The organism is Streptomyces sp. NPDC088733 (assembly GCF_044751185.1).
In the GTDB taxonomy this organism is placed as follows: Bacteria; Actinomycetota; Actinomycetes; order Streptomycetales; family Streptomycetaceae; genus Actinacidiphila.
In genome coordinates this window covers 39,517-54,792 of the sequence record NZ_JBIVLH010000033.1, presented here as the reverse complement: position 1 = coordinate 54,792, position 15,276 = coordinate 39,517, and the positions used below count along the sequence as shown (strand labels likewise).

At 74.2% G+C, this 15,276-nt stretch carries 10 protein-coding genes; 4 read left to right on the top strand and 6 right to left on the bottom strand.

Translation table 11 applies throughout. The features are described 5' to 3' along the window. The first annotated feature begins 32 nt into the window (after positions 1-32). Together ACIP64_RS37475 and ACIP64_RS37470 are read left to right on the top strand one after the other, a co-directional pair. Positions 33-1,112: a glutamate--cysteine ligase gene (locus tag ACIP64_RS37475; protein ID WP_401596198.1), complete on the top strand. Its 1,080-nt coding sequence runs from the start codon at positions 33-35 to the stop codon at positions 1,110-1,112. Positions 1,113-2,634: 1,522 nt separating this feature from the next. Further along, positions 2,635-6,318 (top strand): CHAT domain-containing protein, encoded by a 3,684-nt coding sequence (locus tag ACIP64_RS37470; RefSeq protein WP_401596196.1) that lies wholly within the window; start codon positions 2,635-2,637, stop codon positions 6,316-6,318. Positions 6,319-6,346: 28 nt separating this feature from the next. Here the strand turns inward: ACIP64_RS37470 and ACIP64_RS37465 are convergent, their stop codons facing one another. Then, positions 6,347-7,246: a hypothetical protein gene (locus ACIP64_RS37465; protein ID WP_401596194.1), complete on the bottom strand. Its 900-nt coding sequence runs from the start codon at positions 7,244-7,246 to the stop codon at positions 6,347-6,349. 2 nt (positions 7,247-7,248) lie between these two features. Continuing rightward, positions 7,249-7,605 (bottom strand): hypothetical protein, encoded by a 357-nt coding sequence (locus tag ACIP64_RS37460; protein ID WP_401596191.1) that lies wholly within the window; start codon positions 7,603-7,605, stop codon positions 7,249-7,251. Positions 7,606-7,638: 33 nt separating this feature from the next. On the opposite strand from ACIP64_RS37460, the gene ACIP64_RS37455 reads away from it, so the two are divergent. Then, positions 7,639-8,499: a phosphotransferase gene (locus ACIP64_RS37455; protein WP_401596188.1), complete on the top strand. Its 861-nt coding sequence runs from the start codon at positions 7,639-7,641 to the stop codon at positions 8,497-8,499. A 32-nt stretch (positions 8,500-8,531) separates the two neighbouring features. Here ACIP64_RS37455 and ACIP64_RS37450 read toward each other — a convergent pair whose 3' ends face one another. From ACIP64_RS37450 to ACIP64_RS37435, 4 genes are all read right to left on the bottom strand, one after another. Continuing rightward, positions 8,532-9,239, bottom strand: coding sequence for a 3'-5' exonuclease (locus ACIP64_RS37450; protein WP_401596185.1), 708 nt, complete (start codon positions 9,237-9,239; stop codon positions 8,532-8,534). 98 nt (positions 9,240-9,337) lie between these two features. Then, entirely contained in the window at positions 9,338-10,585 is a 1,248-nt protein-coding gene (locus ACIP64_RS37445; protein WP_401596183.1) for an SAV2148 family HEPN domain-containing protein, read from the bottom strand. Positions 10,586-10,708: 123 nt separating this feature from the next. Further along, positions 10,709-12,001 carry a copper amine oxidase gene (locus ACIP64_RS37440; protein WP_401596180.1) on the bottom strand — a complete coding sequence of 431 codons (1,293 nt, stop codon included), beginning with the start codon at positions 11,999-12,001 and terminating at the stop codon, positions 10,709-10,711. 19 nt (positions 12,002-12,020) lie between these two features. Then, positions 12,021-12,779: a Tat pathway signal sequence domain protein gene (locus ACIP64_RS37435; RefSeq protein WP_401596178.1), complete on the bottom strand. Its 759-nt coding sequence runs from the start codon at positions 12,777-12,779 to the stop codon at positions 12,021-12,023. A 351-nt stretch (positions 12,780-13,130) separates the two neighbouring features. Between ACIP64_RS37435 and glgX the strand changes: the two genes are divergently transcribed. Then, positions 13,131-15,251, top strand: a complete 2,121-nt coding sequence (gene glgX, locus ACIP64_RS37430; protein ID WP_401596176.1) for a glycogen debranching protein GlgX — start codon at positions 13,131-13,133, stop codon at positions 15,249-15,251. Positions 15,252-15,276 lie beyond the last annotated feature (25 nt).

The following is a 15,276-nucleotide window of genomic DNA, read 5'->3' as shown; positions in this document are numbered from 1 at the left end:
TACCGGGCGCCCTCAGCGGGTATCCGTCACTCGTGGCACGCACCGTCGGGGTCGAGGAAGAACTCCTCCTGGTGGACGCGCGGACCGCAGAGCCGCGGGCCGTCGCCGACGCCGTGCTGGACGGGGGCGGGCCGTGGGCCCGCGAACTGGTGGTGGAACTCCAGCAGCAGCAGCTCGAACTCAACACGTCACCGTGCGTGACGCTGGACCAGCTGCGGGGCGAACTGCGCACGTGGCGCCGCCGGGCGGCACGGCTCGCCGCCGGCCAGGGCGTGGACATCGCCGCGCTCGGCACCTCGCCCCTGCCGGTCTCCCCGAGCCTGACCCCGCAGGGGCGCTACCGCAGGATGGCGCAGAGCTTCGGCCTCACCCTCCAGGAGACGCTGACCTGCGGCTGCCACGTCCACGTGGGCGTCGACTCGGACGAGGAAGGCGTCGCGGTCGTCGACCGCATCCGGCCCTGGCTGCCGCCGCTGCTGGCCCTGAGCGCGAACTCGCCGCTGTGGCAGGGCACCGACACGGGCTACTCCAGCTACCGCTACCAGGTCTTCGGCCGCTGGCCGACGGCCGGCCCGACCGCGGGCTTCGGGTCGGCCGAGGAGTACCACCGGGCGGTGTCCCGGCTGCTGGCCACCGGCATCCTGCTCGACCAGGGCATGGTCTACTTCGACGTCCGGCTGTCGGCGAAGTTCCCGACGGTGGAGGTCCGGATCTGCGACGTGTGCGCGGACTACCAGGACTCCGTGGTGCTGGCCGCGCTGGTGCGGGGCCTGGTGGAAACCGCGGCCCGCGAATGGGCGGACGGCCGCCCGGCCCCCGACCCCGGCCTCGACGTGCTCCGCCTGGCGTCCTGGCGGGCCAGCCGCTCGGGCCTCGACGGCGCCCTGCTCCACCCCCTCACGCACCGCCCCGCCGGCGCGCACGACGTGGTCGAGGCCCTGGTCTCCCACGTCGAGGGCGCGCTGAAGGACTCCGGCGACCTGTACGCCGTCCGCGCCGGTGTCGACCGGCTCACGACCCAGGGCACCGGCGCCCGCCGGCAACGCGAGACCTACGCGCGCGGCGGCCCGACCGCGGTCGTCCGCGAGGCCGTCACCCGCACCCGCGCCTGAGCAGGCGCCTCACGGCGTCCCCCTGGCGGCCAAGGCCCACGAGCGGCGACTTGCTCACGCCCCGGGGCAACACAAACGCCGCACACTGGGCGGCCCGACCGCAGTCACCCACCTGGGCACGGACAGCGCCGCCGACATCGACACACTCCCCCACGCATCCCAGCCCCACGAGGCCCGAGAGGGCACGGGCGGCGCCCGGCTCACGACCCAGGGCACCGGCGCCCGCCGCCAACGCGAGACCTATGCGCGCGGCGGCCCGAACGCAGTCGCCCGCGAGGCCGTCACCCGCACCCGCGCCAGAGCAGGCGCCTCACCAGGCCCGACCGTCGGCGTGCTCCGCCGGCGAGCCAGCCCCACGGCACCCGACGCGGCACGAGCATCGACCGGCTCACGCCCCAGGGAACAAACGCACGTCAGGGCGGCCCGAACGCAGTAGCCCGCACCGGCGCCGGACCCACACACCACGCGGCCCCGGCCGCCCGACACCGGCATCGACGCCCTCCCCGTGCATCCCGGCAAGCCCAACCCCACGAGGCCCGACAACACACGGGCGGCGACTTGCCCACGGCCCAAGGCGCAGATGCCTGTCGGCAACACCGGCCCTGCCCCGCGGCAAACCAGCGGCGATCGCCCGCGAGGCCGTCACCCGCACCCACGCCTGAGCAGGCGCCTCACCGGGCCCGACCGTCGGCGTGCTCCGCCGGCGAGCCAGCCCCACGGCACCCGACGCGGCACGAGCATCGACCGGTTCACACCCCAGGGAACAAACGCACGTCAGGGCGGCCCGAAGGCAGTCGCCCGTACCCGCGCCCAACCCCACGAGGCCCGATAGCACACGGGCGGCGACTTGCCCACCGCCCAAGGCACAGATGCCTGTCGGCAACACCGGCCCTGCCCCGCGGCAGCCCAGCAGCGGTCGCCCGCACCCGCGCCTGACCACACACCACGCGGCCCCCGAATGCACCGACAGCCACCTGACCCCGGTCCCGGAGTCCCCGTCGGATCGACCCGGACCGCCACCACCGGCGTCGTCGCGCCGAGTTCCGCCGCCGGACGCCGCACGAAGGCCGGCCGGGACACCTCGGCCTCCCTCCCGGGCCACGCCCAGTGACGCCGCCGCCGGCGTCCCGGCGGGCCAACCCGCGAGCACACACGGCATGATCGGGGCCCTGGTCTCCCAGGTCGAGGGCGCCTTGAAGGGCTCGGGCGACGTCCCGGAGCCCACCCCCTACGCGAGGCAACCCCGTCGGGGGCATCCGCACCTCGGCCCGGCCACGCACCTCGCGGAACCCGATCGTCGACGTGCTACCCGCTGACATCCCGGCGGGACAGCCCCGACGACGCACGGGCGCCGACGGCTCACGCCCCAGGGAGCGGGCGCACGTCGGCAACAAAGCCCGTGCACGTGGCGGCAGTCGACCCCGGGCGTGATCGACCGGTCACCGCGTGCATGCGCGGAGCGGTATCGTCCCGGGGACGTGTGTGACGCCCACGCACATGCGGCGGACACGGGGGACGGTGCATGAGCGACGCACGCGCGGCGGTGGACCGGATGCTGACGCGCTTCGGGGTGTCCGCGCCGCCGCGCACCGACCGTATCGTCGCCGGTGCCGGGACGACCCCGGGCAGCCTGCTGCGGGCGGCCGGAGAACTGCTGCGCGCAGCCTGGGGCGGTGAGCGCCGGGCCGCGGCCGCCGCCGCGCTCGCGCTGACCGTCCTGGCGCTGGACACCGCGCCCCGGGACCACCCGCAGCGCGCACGGCTGGTGCTCCATCTGCAGCTGGCCCAGCGCACCTTGGCGATGTACGGGGACCTCCGGACGGCCGCGGAGGTGCGCCACCACCTTGCCGCGCAGGCCCAGCACCGCGCGCCCGACGACCTCGTGTCGGTCGCCGCCCGCTTTCCGGGCAGTCCGGCGCAGCGGCCGTTCGCTCCGGCGGACCCGATCGAGCCGCGGGTGGACGCGCTGCTCGCGACGCTGCCGGCGGACGACCTCAGCCGCCCGGGGCTGCTGGCCGGGCTCGCGCACGCGGCGCTGATCCGGTACGAGTGCGGCGCCACCGACGAGTTGCCCGCGCTGTGGCCGCGGGCCCGTGCCGCGTTCGAGGCGGCGCCGCCGGAGCATGTGGACGCCCCCGACGTGGGCCGGGTTACGGTGCTGGCGGGCGTCGCGTGGGCGCGGGTCCATCCCCGGGACCGGGACGCCGTGGACGTCGCCGTCCGGGGCGGGCGGCTGGCGCTGTCCGCGATGCGGGGGCAGGCGGCCGCGGGCGGTGTGCGCGACCGGCACGAGGTCCGGACCGTGCACATGGCCCTGGCCGTCGCCCTGATGTGCGCCCTGCCGTGGGCGCCGGAACGGGCGACCGTCGACGAGGCCATGGAGCATCTGGAGGCCTACCGCGCCGAGGGCCTGCCGGACGACAATGCGGCCTACGAGATCAACATGGCCTCGCTGCTGGCCGGCCGCGCCGTCGTGGCCTGGGACGCGGCCGACGCAGAGGAGGCCGGGCGGATGCTCGGGGAGGTCCTGCGGCGGCTGCCGCCGGGGCACCCGCTGCTGCCGCACGTCGCGGACAAGGCGGCCCGGACGGGCCAACTGCACTCCGCGATCCGGCTGTTCCCCCGCGCGGTGGGCTCGATGGCGGCGAAGTTCCTCCCGATGACGATGCCGGTGGCGCCCGCGCTGCCGCCGGTACAGGTGTGGACGCCTCTACCGCCGCCCGGCTCGCGCACCGACGGCCCACAGCCCGCGCCGCACACCGCGCCGCCGGACCCGCCCAAGGCCCGGCCCGAGCCCGGACCGGCCGCGGACCCGCCCTTCGCGTTCCCCGTGCCGCCCGAATTCGCGCCCCTGGCGGAGGCGCTGGCGAAAGGCCAAGGAGCCGGGACGGCCCTCGACCCGGCCTTCGTCGCCGACGCCGAGCGGAGGCTGCGGGGGGTCGTGGACGAGGCGGCGCCCGGCAGCCCCGAACGCGCCATGGCCGCGGGCGCGCTGATGGCCGCCATCGGCCTGCGCTACACGATGGACCGGGACCCCTCCGTCATCGGCGAGGCCGCGGCCCTCGGGGACCGCGTCCTGGCCGAGCTGCCGTACGGGTCCCGCGCCCACACCGACCTCGTCCTGGCCGCCGCGCCCTGGCAGCACCTGCGTGCCCTGATCTCGATGGACGCGGCCGCGCTGCGCGTCTGCTGCGAGGACCTGCGCGCCGCGCTCGACCTGCTGCCCGAGGACGGCCCGGCCCGCCTCGCCGGCGAGGTCGAGTACGCCAACGCGCTGACCAACCTCGCGGGCCTGACGCAGAATCCCGCCCAGGCCGCCGAGGCGCGGCGGCTGATCGCACGGGCCGACCGGCGGATCCGGGAGACCCCGGGCCTGGGGGACCTGCTGGGCGGCGTGGTGACGTCCTACAGCCAGTGGGCGGACTTCACCGACGCGATCGTGCGCGGCGACACCGAACAGGCACGGGCGGCGGAGGCCGGGCTCGTGGAGGTGTTCGGCGGCGAAGTGCCGGCGGTGCGCTTCGAGTCGGCGCGGATCGCGATGGGCGACGCGCTGGAGCGCCACGCCTGGGGCGACGCCGCCGACGCGGCGGAACGCGCCCTGGAAGTGCTGCCCCTGATGGCCTCGCGCGCGCTGGACCGGGACGACCGCAGGACCCTGCTCGACCGGGCGCTGCTGGGCGGCCGCTACCCGGTCGCCCACCTGGGCACGGACGGCGCCGCCGACCCGGCCGCCGCGGGACGCCCGGACCCGCTGACCGGCACCAGCCTCAGCCGCACGGGCTGCGCGGCGGCCATCGCCGCCGGGCGCCCCGCGCAGGGGCTCGCCCTGCTGGAACAGGGCCGTGCGGTCCTGATGAACCAGGACCTGGAGGGCCGCGCCGACCTCGGCGCCCTCGCCGCCGCGCACCCGACGCTGGCCGCCGAGTTCCGCACGCTGGCGGCGCGGCTGCGGCGGGCCGAGGCGCCCGACGGGACGGGCACGGCCGACGCGGCGGACACCGGGATCCCGGGATACCTGGAACGGCACATCGCGGCGGCCGAGTGGGAGGCACTGCTCATGCGGGTGCGCACCCGCCCGGGTTTCGAGCGTTTCCTGCTGCCGCCGACCGAGGAGGAGATGCGGGCCGTCGCCGCCGAGGGCCCGGTCGTCGTGGTCAATGTCGACCGGTTGCGCTGCGACGCGCTCGTCGTCACACCGGAGCGGATCAGCGCCGTACCGCTCCGTGACATGACGGAAGGTCAGCTCGCGCTGCGCGCGCAGAAGTTCCTGGCGGCGGTGAACCTGGGCCATGGCGCGTCCCGCGAGGATCAGGAACGCGCGCGCGAGACCGTCCTGGACACCCTCGCGTGGCTCTGGCACACGACCGCCGAGCCGGTGCTGCGCGCGCTCGGTCTCACGCGGCCGCTGCCGCCGGACGCGCCCGCGGCGGACCTGCCGCGGCTGTGGTGGTCCGCCTCCGGCCCGCTCGCGTATCTGCCCCTGCACGCGGCCGGGTTGCAGCGCAAGCACGAACTCGCGGAGCGCCGCAGCGTCCTCGACCGCGTCGCGTCCTCCTACACCCCCACGCTGCGCGCCCTGCTGCACGCCCGCCGGGCCCCTTCGGGCCGTACGGGAGGCCGGCTGCTCGCGGTCGGCCGGCCGACCGGGCGGGGAGGTTCGGCGGGCGCCTCCGGTCACGAGATCGCCGCGATCTCCGACGCCCTGGGCGGCGTACGGGCCCTGCAGGGCGAGGCCGCGACGCCCGGACGGGTGCTGGAGGCACTGCGCACCGCGCGCTGGGTGCACTTCGCCTGCCACGGCGTCAGCGACGCGGCCGACCCCTCCGCCAGCCACCTCGCGCTGCACGACGGGACGCTCAGCGTCGGCGACGTCTCCCGGCAGGAGCTGCGCTACGCCGAGCTCGCGGTGCTCCTGGCCTGCCACACCGCCCACTCCGGCCCGCTGCCCGACGAGGCGGTCCACCTGGCCTCCGCCTTCCAGGTCGCGGGATACCCCCAGGTCGTCGGCGCCCTCTGGGAGGCCGCCGACACCGCTTCCGCCGTGCTGGCCGGCCGGCTCTACGCCGCGCTGCGGGCGCCCGCCCCGGGTGCGGTCGCCTCCCTCGACACCGGCCGCGCGCTCAGCCATGTCACCCGTGCGCTGCGCACCCGGTACGCGCGCTCGCCCGAGGCCTGGGCCGGCTTCGTCCACATCGGCCGGTGAGGCCCGAACCGGCACACGTAACGCGCCCTCACCGCCGGCGGCGCAGCAGCAGGTCGAGTTCCTCCCAGGTCGCCGGTGGCACCGGTCCCGGCGGTACGGGGAGGCCGGCCGCGCGGGCGACGGACCGCATGCGGAGGTCGACGAGCGCGTCGGCCAGGTCGGCGAGAACGAAGAGGCGCTCGCTCCCGGCCCGCCACGCCGCGGCCATGACGACCGCTCCGGCGATCAGGGCAGGCCACCACAAAGTCGCCGCCGCGAGCAGGACGTAGAGCTGGCCCCAGGCGAACAGCCGGGCCGCCGCGTCGAAGGAGGCGGCGGCCGCACGGATCTCCGCGCGGTCCGGCTCGGGCGCGGCCAGCCACAGCCTCGGCCACAGCACCACGAAGGGCACGCCGTAGTACTCCCCTACCCGGTGCTCCAGGGCGTGGATGCGGTCCCCCATGCGGGTCGGCCGGGCGGGCGGCACCACGGAGATGCCGTCCCGGCGGGCCTCCGCCGCGTGGGCGGCGGCAAGTTCGGCCGGGTCGCCGCCGGCCTCGTAGCGCCGGATGTGCTCCGCGACCCGCTCGTCGGCACGGGCACGCCGGGCACGCCGCCGGCGGACCAGGCGCTCGCCGGTGCCGCCCGGCCACGGCCCGAGCCACAGCAGCCGGACACCGTGCGCGAGCAGTTGCACGACGAGCCCGGGGACGACGGCGAGCAGCAGCAGGGCGACCAGCACGAGGAGGACCCCGGCCGCGCCGTGGCGGTCGGTCCAGCCGGCCAGGCGTTCCACCTCCCGCAGCAGCCGCGCGGCGTCGAACGGCCGCCCGGCGCCCAGCACATGGGCGGTCCAGGCGGTGCCGAGGAAAAGAATGCCGGGCAGGGCGAGCAGGGCGACCCAGCGCTCGGCGAGCTTGCCGCCGATCGCGTCCAGCAGGCCGGACACCGCTAGTACCGCACGCGTCGGAGTTCGGCGCCCCAGACCGCGCAGCGCGGCGCGGAGACGGACGCCGTGGGGTCCTCGCTGCGCGAGCACGTCCCGCGCGGGCAGCGGTAGCGGACGATGCCGCCGCCCCCGCCGGCGAGCCCCGGCACGGTGACGTACGACCCGCTGTCGCCGCGCCGGCCGTCCAGGCGGACGCCGAGCCGGTCGGCCAGGTCGCCCACGACGACAGTGTCGCCGCGGCCCTCGCGGACGGCCTCCGCCACCGCCTCGACCTCGGCCGCCTCGTCGGGGTCGGCGAGCGCGGTGCGCCGCAGCTCCGGCAGCGCCTCACAGAACGTCATCACTGTGGCCTCGTCCACCGGCCCAGGGTACTGATCTGCGATCATTGCCGTATGGCGTTCACCGAAGAGCTCGCGCGGGCCGTGCTCGCGGCGGACGGGCACCACGAGGCGAAGCTGATCGCGCTCGGCGAGAACGCGGTCTTCGAGCTCGCGGGCGGCGCCGCCGTCGCGAAGGTCGGCCGCGGCCCCGAACTGCTGGAGCGGGCCGCCCGCGAACTGCGGACGGCGACCTGGCTCGCCGTCCACGGGGTGCCCGCGGTGCGCGCGGCGGACCCGGAGGCCCGGCTCGTGGACGGCCACCCGGTGACGTACTGGGAGCGGCTGCCGGACAGCGTGCGCCCCGCGGAGCCCGCCGATCTGGCCGCACTGCTGCGGCTCGTGCACGCCCTGCCGGAACCGGACTTCGCCCTGCCCCGCCGCGATCTGCTGGACGGGGTGGAGCGCTGGCTGCGCCTCGCGGGCACGGCGATCGACCCGGCCGACGCCGCATATCTGCGCGAGCGGCGCGACGGGTTCGCCGCCGCGGCCGCCGCCCTGACGCCGCACATCGCGCCGGGCCCGATCCACGGCGACGCGCTGCCCCGCAACATCCACGTCGGCCCGCGGGGGCCGGTGCTGGTCGACCTGGAGACCGTCTCCAGCGATCTGCGCGAGCACGACCTGGTCGTCATGGCGCTCAGCCGGGACCGCTACGGCCTCGACCCCGCGGCCTACGACACCTTCACCGCCGCCTACGGCTGGGACGTCCGCTCCTGGGAGGGCTGCGCCGTGCTCCGCGGCGCCCGGGAGACCGCCAGCTGCGCCTGGGTCGCCCAGCACGCGCCCGGCAACCCGGCGGCTCTCGCCGAGTTCGAGCGCCGCGTCGCGTCCCTGCGCGACGACGACCCGACGGTGCGCTGGCACGCCTTCTAGCCGACGCCGGGCACCCGGCCTGTCACCCGTCGTCAGACGGGCTCGCGCAGCGGCCAGCGGGTGTCGATCTCCACCTCGGGTGCACCGCCCTGGCGGACCAGCCAGCGCTGGTAGCCCTCGGCCCAGTCGGCGTACCAGCCGATCTGGGACCGGTGCAGTTCGCGCAGGCCGCTCGCGGCCCGCGGATAGCGCTCGGCGATGGCGCAGGCGACCCGGACGGCGGCCAGCGCGTCCGCGCTCGCCTCGTGCGCGTCGTCGAGGGTGACGCCGTACTCGCGGCAGGCGGCCTCCAGATTCCGCTTGCCCTTGCGGTAGCGGTCGAGCGTGCGGTCCATGACGAGCGGGTCGACGACGGGGCCGACCTCGCCGCCCAGCCGCTCCTCCAGGGACGGCAGCTGATGCCTGCGCAGCTCCGCCGCCAGCAGACTGAGGTCGAAGGGCGCGTTGTAGACGACGACGGGCACGCCGGCCGCCCAGTGGGCGACCAGGGCGTCGGCGATCTCGTCCACCGCCTCGGCCGCCGGCCGGCCCTGCGCGGCCGCGTGCTCGCTGCTGATGCCGTGGACGGCGGTGGCCTCGGCGGGAATGGGGACGCCGGGGTCGACGAGCCAGCCCAGGTGACGTATCGGCTCGCCGTTCCTGACCTCGGTGACGGCCGCCGTGACGATCCTCGATCCGAGCGGATCCGTGCCCGTGGTCTCCAGGTCGAAGCCGACCAGCAGTTCCCGGTGCCATCCCATGGCCATTGGCGTACGTCCTTCCCGCGGTTCCCCCGTGTGCTGTGCCATCATCCCGTGCGCCACTGACAGTCCCGCCGCCGGGCGTCGGGGGGCGGGCCTCAGGAGACCGGCCGGGAGTCCCCCCACACGCCCTCGAACTCCTCGCGGTAGATGCCGAAGAGTCCCTGTTCCGCCTCGGCCGCCGCGCCGTCCTTGGTCTGCACGAGGTCGCGGGGGCCCCCGCGCAGGATGATCACCGGGGATTCCATGCCCCGGGCCTTGCGCAGGTACGACTGGACCACCGCGACGCCGTTCGCGGTGTCGCCGTCCACCAGGTAGGCGGTGAAGCGGGGGGTCTCGTCGAAGACCCGGATCTCGAAGGCGCCGGGGTCGCGCAGCCGGGCCCGGACCCGGCGCATGTGCATGATGTTCATCTCGACGGATCGGCTCAGCTCACCCCGGCCGAGGCCGAGTTCGCGCTCGCGCCGGCGGACCGCGCTGCTGGCCGGGTTCAGGAAGAGCAGCCGCATGCGGCAGCCGGACTCCGCCAGCCGCACCAGCCGCTTGCCGGAGTAGTTCTGCACGAGCAGGTTCAGGCCGATGCCGACGGCGTCCAGCCGCCGGGCGGCGCCGAACAGGTCCTCGGCCGGCAGCTGGCGCTGGAGGCGGACCCGGTCCGGGTAGACCCCGACGACATCGGCGTAGCGGTCGGCGACCAGCTCCTCGACGGCGTCCACGGGCAGTCGGTCGGCGGACGGGTAGCCGGGGCCGGAGCCGAGTACGTCGAGCAGCCGGGCGGCGGCCCGTTCGGCCTGGTCCAGGACGGTCCGGGACAGCGCGCGGTTGCGCGAGACGACGTGCCGGGCCACCTCCAGCTCGTCCAGGGCGAGTTCGAGTTCCCGGCGGTCGTCGAGATAGGGCTCGAAGCACGGCCAGTGCTGGACGACCAGCTCGCGCAGTTGCGGCAGGGTCAGGAAGCTGAGGATGTTGTCGTCGGCAGGGTCGAGCAGAAAGCCCTTGCGGCGGCTGACCTCGCGCACGGCGGCGGCGCGCTGGACCCATTCGTGGCCGGCGGGGCCCGCGGCGGCGACCACCCACTCCTCGCCGTGGACGGGCTCGTAGATGGGGCGCAGGATCGCGTTCACCACGGCCCGGAGCCGCTGCTCGACCAGATTCAGCCACACATAGGCGCGCCCGGCGCGGCGGGCGCGGGTGCGCACCTCGGCCCACTCGTCGGCGCCCCAGTCCAGTTCCGCTCCGATCTCCAGCGGCAGCGCCAGGGACGCGGTTCCGGTGCCGTTCCCCTCGCCGATGCCGCCCTGGTCCCCCTGATCACCACCACCAGGGAGCACCAGACCTCCCGACATCACGACTGCACCCGCCTTCCCGCCCCCGTACACGATCAAGGAAGGGTACTGCGGGGCGGGGGGCGGTGCAGCCGTAACGACGCTACTTCACCACATGCTTACTCGCTTCAGCGGCCAATGCCCCTAGCGCGCCTGGCCGTTGTGACCGGTGAGGTCGTCCGGCGTGAGCGGGCTCATGGCGGTGACGTCCCGGGGGACGAGCTGGAAGCCCTGCCAGTGGATCGGCATGGGCGTCTGGTCCTCGTCGCGCGGGATTTGGTGGAAGCCGACGTTGACCCACATCACCGGGTGCGTGAGGGTCTCGCCGTTCGTCCACGTGTCCACCGACGTGCCCCGGCCGTTGCAGGCCGGGTCGCTGTTGCCGCTGGCGAGTTGCTCACAGGCGCGGTACTGGGTGACGTACACGTCCTTGGAGGTGTAGGGGTGCGCGTCGTAGTGGTCGGAGTGCTGCTGGACCAGTTCCCAGGAGCGCGGGTGCGCGTCGGCGTTCCTGCCGGCCGTGGAGACCACGCGCCACCAGCGGCGCAGCGCCGAGGTGGCGGCGAGTTCCTTGGCGACCGGGGTCCTGGTGGTCCTCAGGACGGCGGAGCCGCTGCCGCGGCCGGCCTTCTTGGTGTCGTACTGCTCGACCTTGGAGCGGGTCGAGCCGTCGGGGGCGAAGTCCAGCCGCCAGAAGACGGAGTGGTAGTGGCTGGTGGCGTGGTCGTGGCCGCCCTTGCCGATGGGCCAGCCGGTGCCCTCGCCGCTGTAGTCCGAGGGGGACAGGTCGCCGGTGGCGCCGACCTTGGCGGTGACGGTGCCGTCGTCGGAGAAGTTCCACTGGGTGACGTACTCGTACCAGCCGAGCTGCGAGACGGAGAACACCACCAGGTCGCTGCCCTGCTCGGTGTATTTCTTTGCGGTGCCCCGTTCGTCGAAGATGTCGCTGCGGTAGGCGTAGCCGCGCGGCGCGGTGGTGGTGCACAGCGCCTTGACGGTGCGTTCCTGCTGCGGGACGTACGCGGAAGCGATGGTGCCGCCGGGGCACTCCTCGGGGCCGATGTCGACCGCGGTGTTGCCGAAGCCGATGTCCGACAGGTCGTTGTACTCGGTGAGGCCGGAGTCGTAGGGCACGTTGACCTGGGCGAGTGCCGCGGAGTTCAGCACCGTGATCGGATGCGGTTCCCTGCGCGGCTGGTAGGCGATCTTCTCCAGGACCAGTCCCTTGGTGCCGCTGATACGCCAGCACATGGTCCAGGTGGTGCCGCCCGGCAGCTTCTTGGTGATGGCGGTGGCCGTGCCGCAGCCGGCGGCCGCCTGGGCGGCACGAGGGGCCGCCGCGGCGGCGGTGCCGGGTGCCGTCCCCGCGACGAGCGCGGGCAGGAGCAGGAGCGCCGAGGCCGTACCGAGGGCCCGGCGCACGTGGGAGGTGCGCATGGTTGCTGGGTCTCCGCTCTTAGTGGATCCGGCCGACGGTGCGGTCGCTCAGGTCGACGACGAACCTGGTCGTGTCGATCCACGGCCCGTCCTTCACCTGCGTGAACAGGCGTACGCACCGGTGCCGGCCGCACTTGCCCAAAGCGGCCGGTGCGGACTGCTCCGCGGTGTTGAAGGAGATGCCGCGCAGCCGCAGCTGGTCGGGCGTGGCGAGTGCGGTCCCCCGGGTCGCCGCCGCGAAGTCGGTCCGCAGTCCCGAGCCGAGCGGGTCCTTGATGAGCAGCGCGGCCGCCTCGGCGGTCTCGTCGGCCGAGGGAGGCGGCTGCATGCCGGAGGCGGTGTCGGTGTGCTCGACGGTGCCGGTGGTGAGGTCGACGGTCTTCTTCACGAGCCGGTCGTGCCCGTAGTCGTAGAACAGCACCTCGACCCGGCGGTCCTCGCCGGGCGGCGCGGCGCCGTCGCCCGCGTCCGCGCCCGCCGGGTCCGCGAGGTCGGTGTCGAGGTACTCGGGCCCTCGCCCGCCGTCGACGTCCTGAGCGCTGCGCAGACCGTCGCGCCCCAGGGCCATGGACTTCGCCCGGTCGACCTCGGCCTTGGTCAGGGGCCCTCGTCCGGTCTGCTGTCCGCCCTGGGGCGCCTGGATCTCCGTCACGCCGTCATGGGCGCCGCCGGTGCCTCCGCCGCCGTCGTCCTGCTGCCCGGGCCCCTGCGACGGGGCGGCGGAGCCGGCCGTCGTGGAGTGGCCCTCGCCCGCGGACGCGGAACGTGGCAGGGTCATGCCGACCATGACGGCGGTGGCGGCGACGGCGATGCCGGCGCCCCATAAGACGCGCCTGACGCCGCGTCCGGCCGCTCCCACTGTCCCCGTGGAGCGGCTTTCCCCCTGATCTGTCACGTAGGTCCCTCCTGTGTCGTACTGTCACCTGTTCAGATGACGCAAAGACGACCCAGGTTGCCCACAACGAGCGGATTCTTGCGGCAGGCAGGGGAATTGGAACACTCGTACCGGGGAAGATCTCGGCAATAGCGTGCCATCGCGGGTGCGGGTGCGTGACGATGCCCTTTCGGCACGTTGTGACCGGGGGTGCGGCCTACCGGCGCCCGGCAGTGAAGTGGAAGAGTCGACGACATGCAGGTCTGGCCGGGTCAGGCATACCCCCTCGGCGCCACGTACGACGGCGCCGGCACCAATTTCGCGGTCTTCTCGGAGGCGGCGGAGCGGATCGAGCTGTGTCTGCTGCACGACGACGGGTCGGAGACCGCCGTCGAGCTGCGTGAAGCCGACGCCTTCGTCCGCCACGCCTATGTGCCGGGCATCATGCCCGGGCAGCGCTACGGCTTCCGGGTCCACGGGCCCCACGAGCCGACCCAGGGCCACCGCTGCAACTCGGCCAAGCTGCTGCTGGACCCGTACGCGAAGGCGATAAGCGGCTCGATCGACTGGGACGAGGCGGTGTACGGCTACCGGTTCGGCCAGCCCGAGTCCCGCAACGACCTGGACTCGGCGCCGCACACGATGTCCTCCGTCGTGGTGAACCCGTACTTCGACTGGACCGACGACCGCAGCCCGCGCATCGACTACCACCGCACCGTCATCTACGAGGCCCATGTGCGCGGCCTGACGATGCTCCACCCCGAGCTGCCGGAGGAGATCCGCGGCACCTATGCGGCGCTCGCCCATCCGGCGGTCATCTCGCACCTGGTGGAGCTCGGCGTCACCACGCTGGAACTGATGCCGGTGCACCAGTTCGTCCACGACCACCGTCTGGTGGACGAGGGGCTGCACAATTACTGGGGCTACAACACGCTCGGCTTCTTCGCCCCGCACAATGCGTACTCCTCCATGGGCGACCGCGGGCAGCAGGTGCTGGAGTTCAAGACCGCGGTGCGGGCGCTGCACAAGGCGGGCATCGAGGTGATCCTCGACGTGGTCTACAACCACACCGCCGAGGGCAGCCACCTGGGACCCACCTTGTGCTTCCGGGGCATCGACAACGCCTCGTACTACCGGCTGGCCGACGACCCGCGCTACTACACGGACACCACGGGCACCGGGAACTCGCTGCTGATGCGCAGCCCCCACGTGCTCCAGCTGATCATGGACTCGCTGCGCTACTGGGTCACCGAGATGCACGTCGACGGCTTCCGCTTCGACCTCGCCGCGACCCTCGCCCGGCAGTTCCACGAGGTGGACCGGCTGTCGTCCTTCTTCGACCTGGTGCAGCAGGACCCGGTGGTCAGCCAGGTCAAGTTGATCGCCGAGCCGTGGGACGTCGGCGAGGGCGGCTACCAGGTGGGCAACTTCCCGCCGCTGTGGACCGAGTGGAACGGCAAATTCCGCGACACGGTGCGCGATCTGTGGCGCGGCGAGCCCGCCACGCTCGCCGAGTTCGGTTCCCGGCTGACCGGCTCGTCCGACCTCTACCAGGACGACGGCCGCCGCCCGCTCGCCTCCATCAACTTCGTGACCTGCCACGACGGCTTCACCCTGCGCGACCTGGTGTCGTACAACGAGAAGCACAACGAGGCCAACGGCGAGAGCAACCGGGACGGCGAGAGCCACAACCGCTCCTGGAACTGCGGCGCCGAGGGCGACACCGACGACGAGGGCGTGCTCGCGCTGCGCGAGCGCCAGATGCGCAATTTCATCGCCACCCTGATGCTCTCCCAGGGCGTTCCGATGATCTCCCACGGCGACGAGTTCGGCCGCAGCCAGCAGGGCAACAACAACGCCTACTGCCAGGACAACGAACTGGCCTGGGTGCCCTGGCCCAAGGAGGGCGACGTAACGACCGAGCGGCTGCACGAGTTCACCCGCCAGATGGTCTGGCTCCGCCGCGACCACCCGGTCTTCCGGCGCCGCCGCTTCTTCCACGGGCGGCCCATGGAGGGCACGCACGACGAGCTCTCGGACATCGCGTGGTTCACCCCTGAGGGTGAGGAGATGACCCAGGACGACTGGCAGGAAGCCCAGGCCAACGCCCTGGTGGTCTTCCTCAACGGCAGCGCGATCTCCGAACCGGGCGACCGCGGGGAGCGCATCGCCGACGACTCGTTCCTGCTGATGTGCAACGCCTGGCACGAACCGCTGGACTTCGTGGTGCCGGTCAACCACGGCAAGGAGTGGCAGGTCGTCGTGGACACCCAGCGGCCGGAGGGCGTGCCGGCGGGCAGCGGGCGCAAGGTGACCCAGGGCGACCGGCTGCGGCTGGCCGACCGGAGCATGGTGGTGCTGCAACGCCCGGCGTAACCGGCGTCCCGGTGTGATGGGCACA

Excerpts from the sequence above, each read along its gene's own strand:
- ACIP64_RS37440 (WP_401596180.1), bottom strand. The coding sequence starts at position 12,001 with ATGCGCACCTCCCACGTGCGCCGGGCCCTCGGTACGGCCTCGGCGCTC.
- ACIP64_RS37445 (WP_401596183.1), bottom strand. The coding sequence starts at position 10,585 with ATGTCGGGAGGTCTGGTGCTCCCTGGTGGTGGTGATCAGGGGGACCAG.
- ACIP64_RS37470 (WP_401596196.1), top strand. The coding sequence starts at position 2,635 with ATGAGCGACGCACGCGCGGCGGTGGACCGGATGCTGACGCGCTTCGGG.
- ACIP64_RS37435 (WP_401596178.1), bottom strand. The coding sequence starts at position 12,779 with ATGACCCTGCCACGTTCCGCGTCCGCGGGCGAGGGCCACTCCACGACG.
- glgX (WP_401596176.1), top strand. The coding sequence starts at position 13,131 with ATGCAGGTCTGGCCGGGTCAGGCATACCCCCTCGGCGCCACGTACGAC.
- ACIP64_RS37450 (WP_401596185.1), bottom strand. The coding sequence starts at position 9,239 with ATGGGATGGCACCGGGAACTGCTGGTCGGCTTCGACCTGGAGACCACG.
- ACIP64_RS37455 (WP_401596188.1), top strand. The coding sequence starts at position 7,639 with ATGGCGTTCACCGAAGAGCTCGCGCGGGCCGTGCTCGCGGCGGACGGG.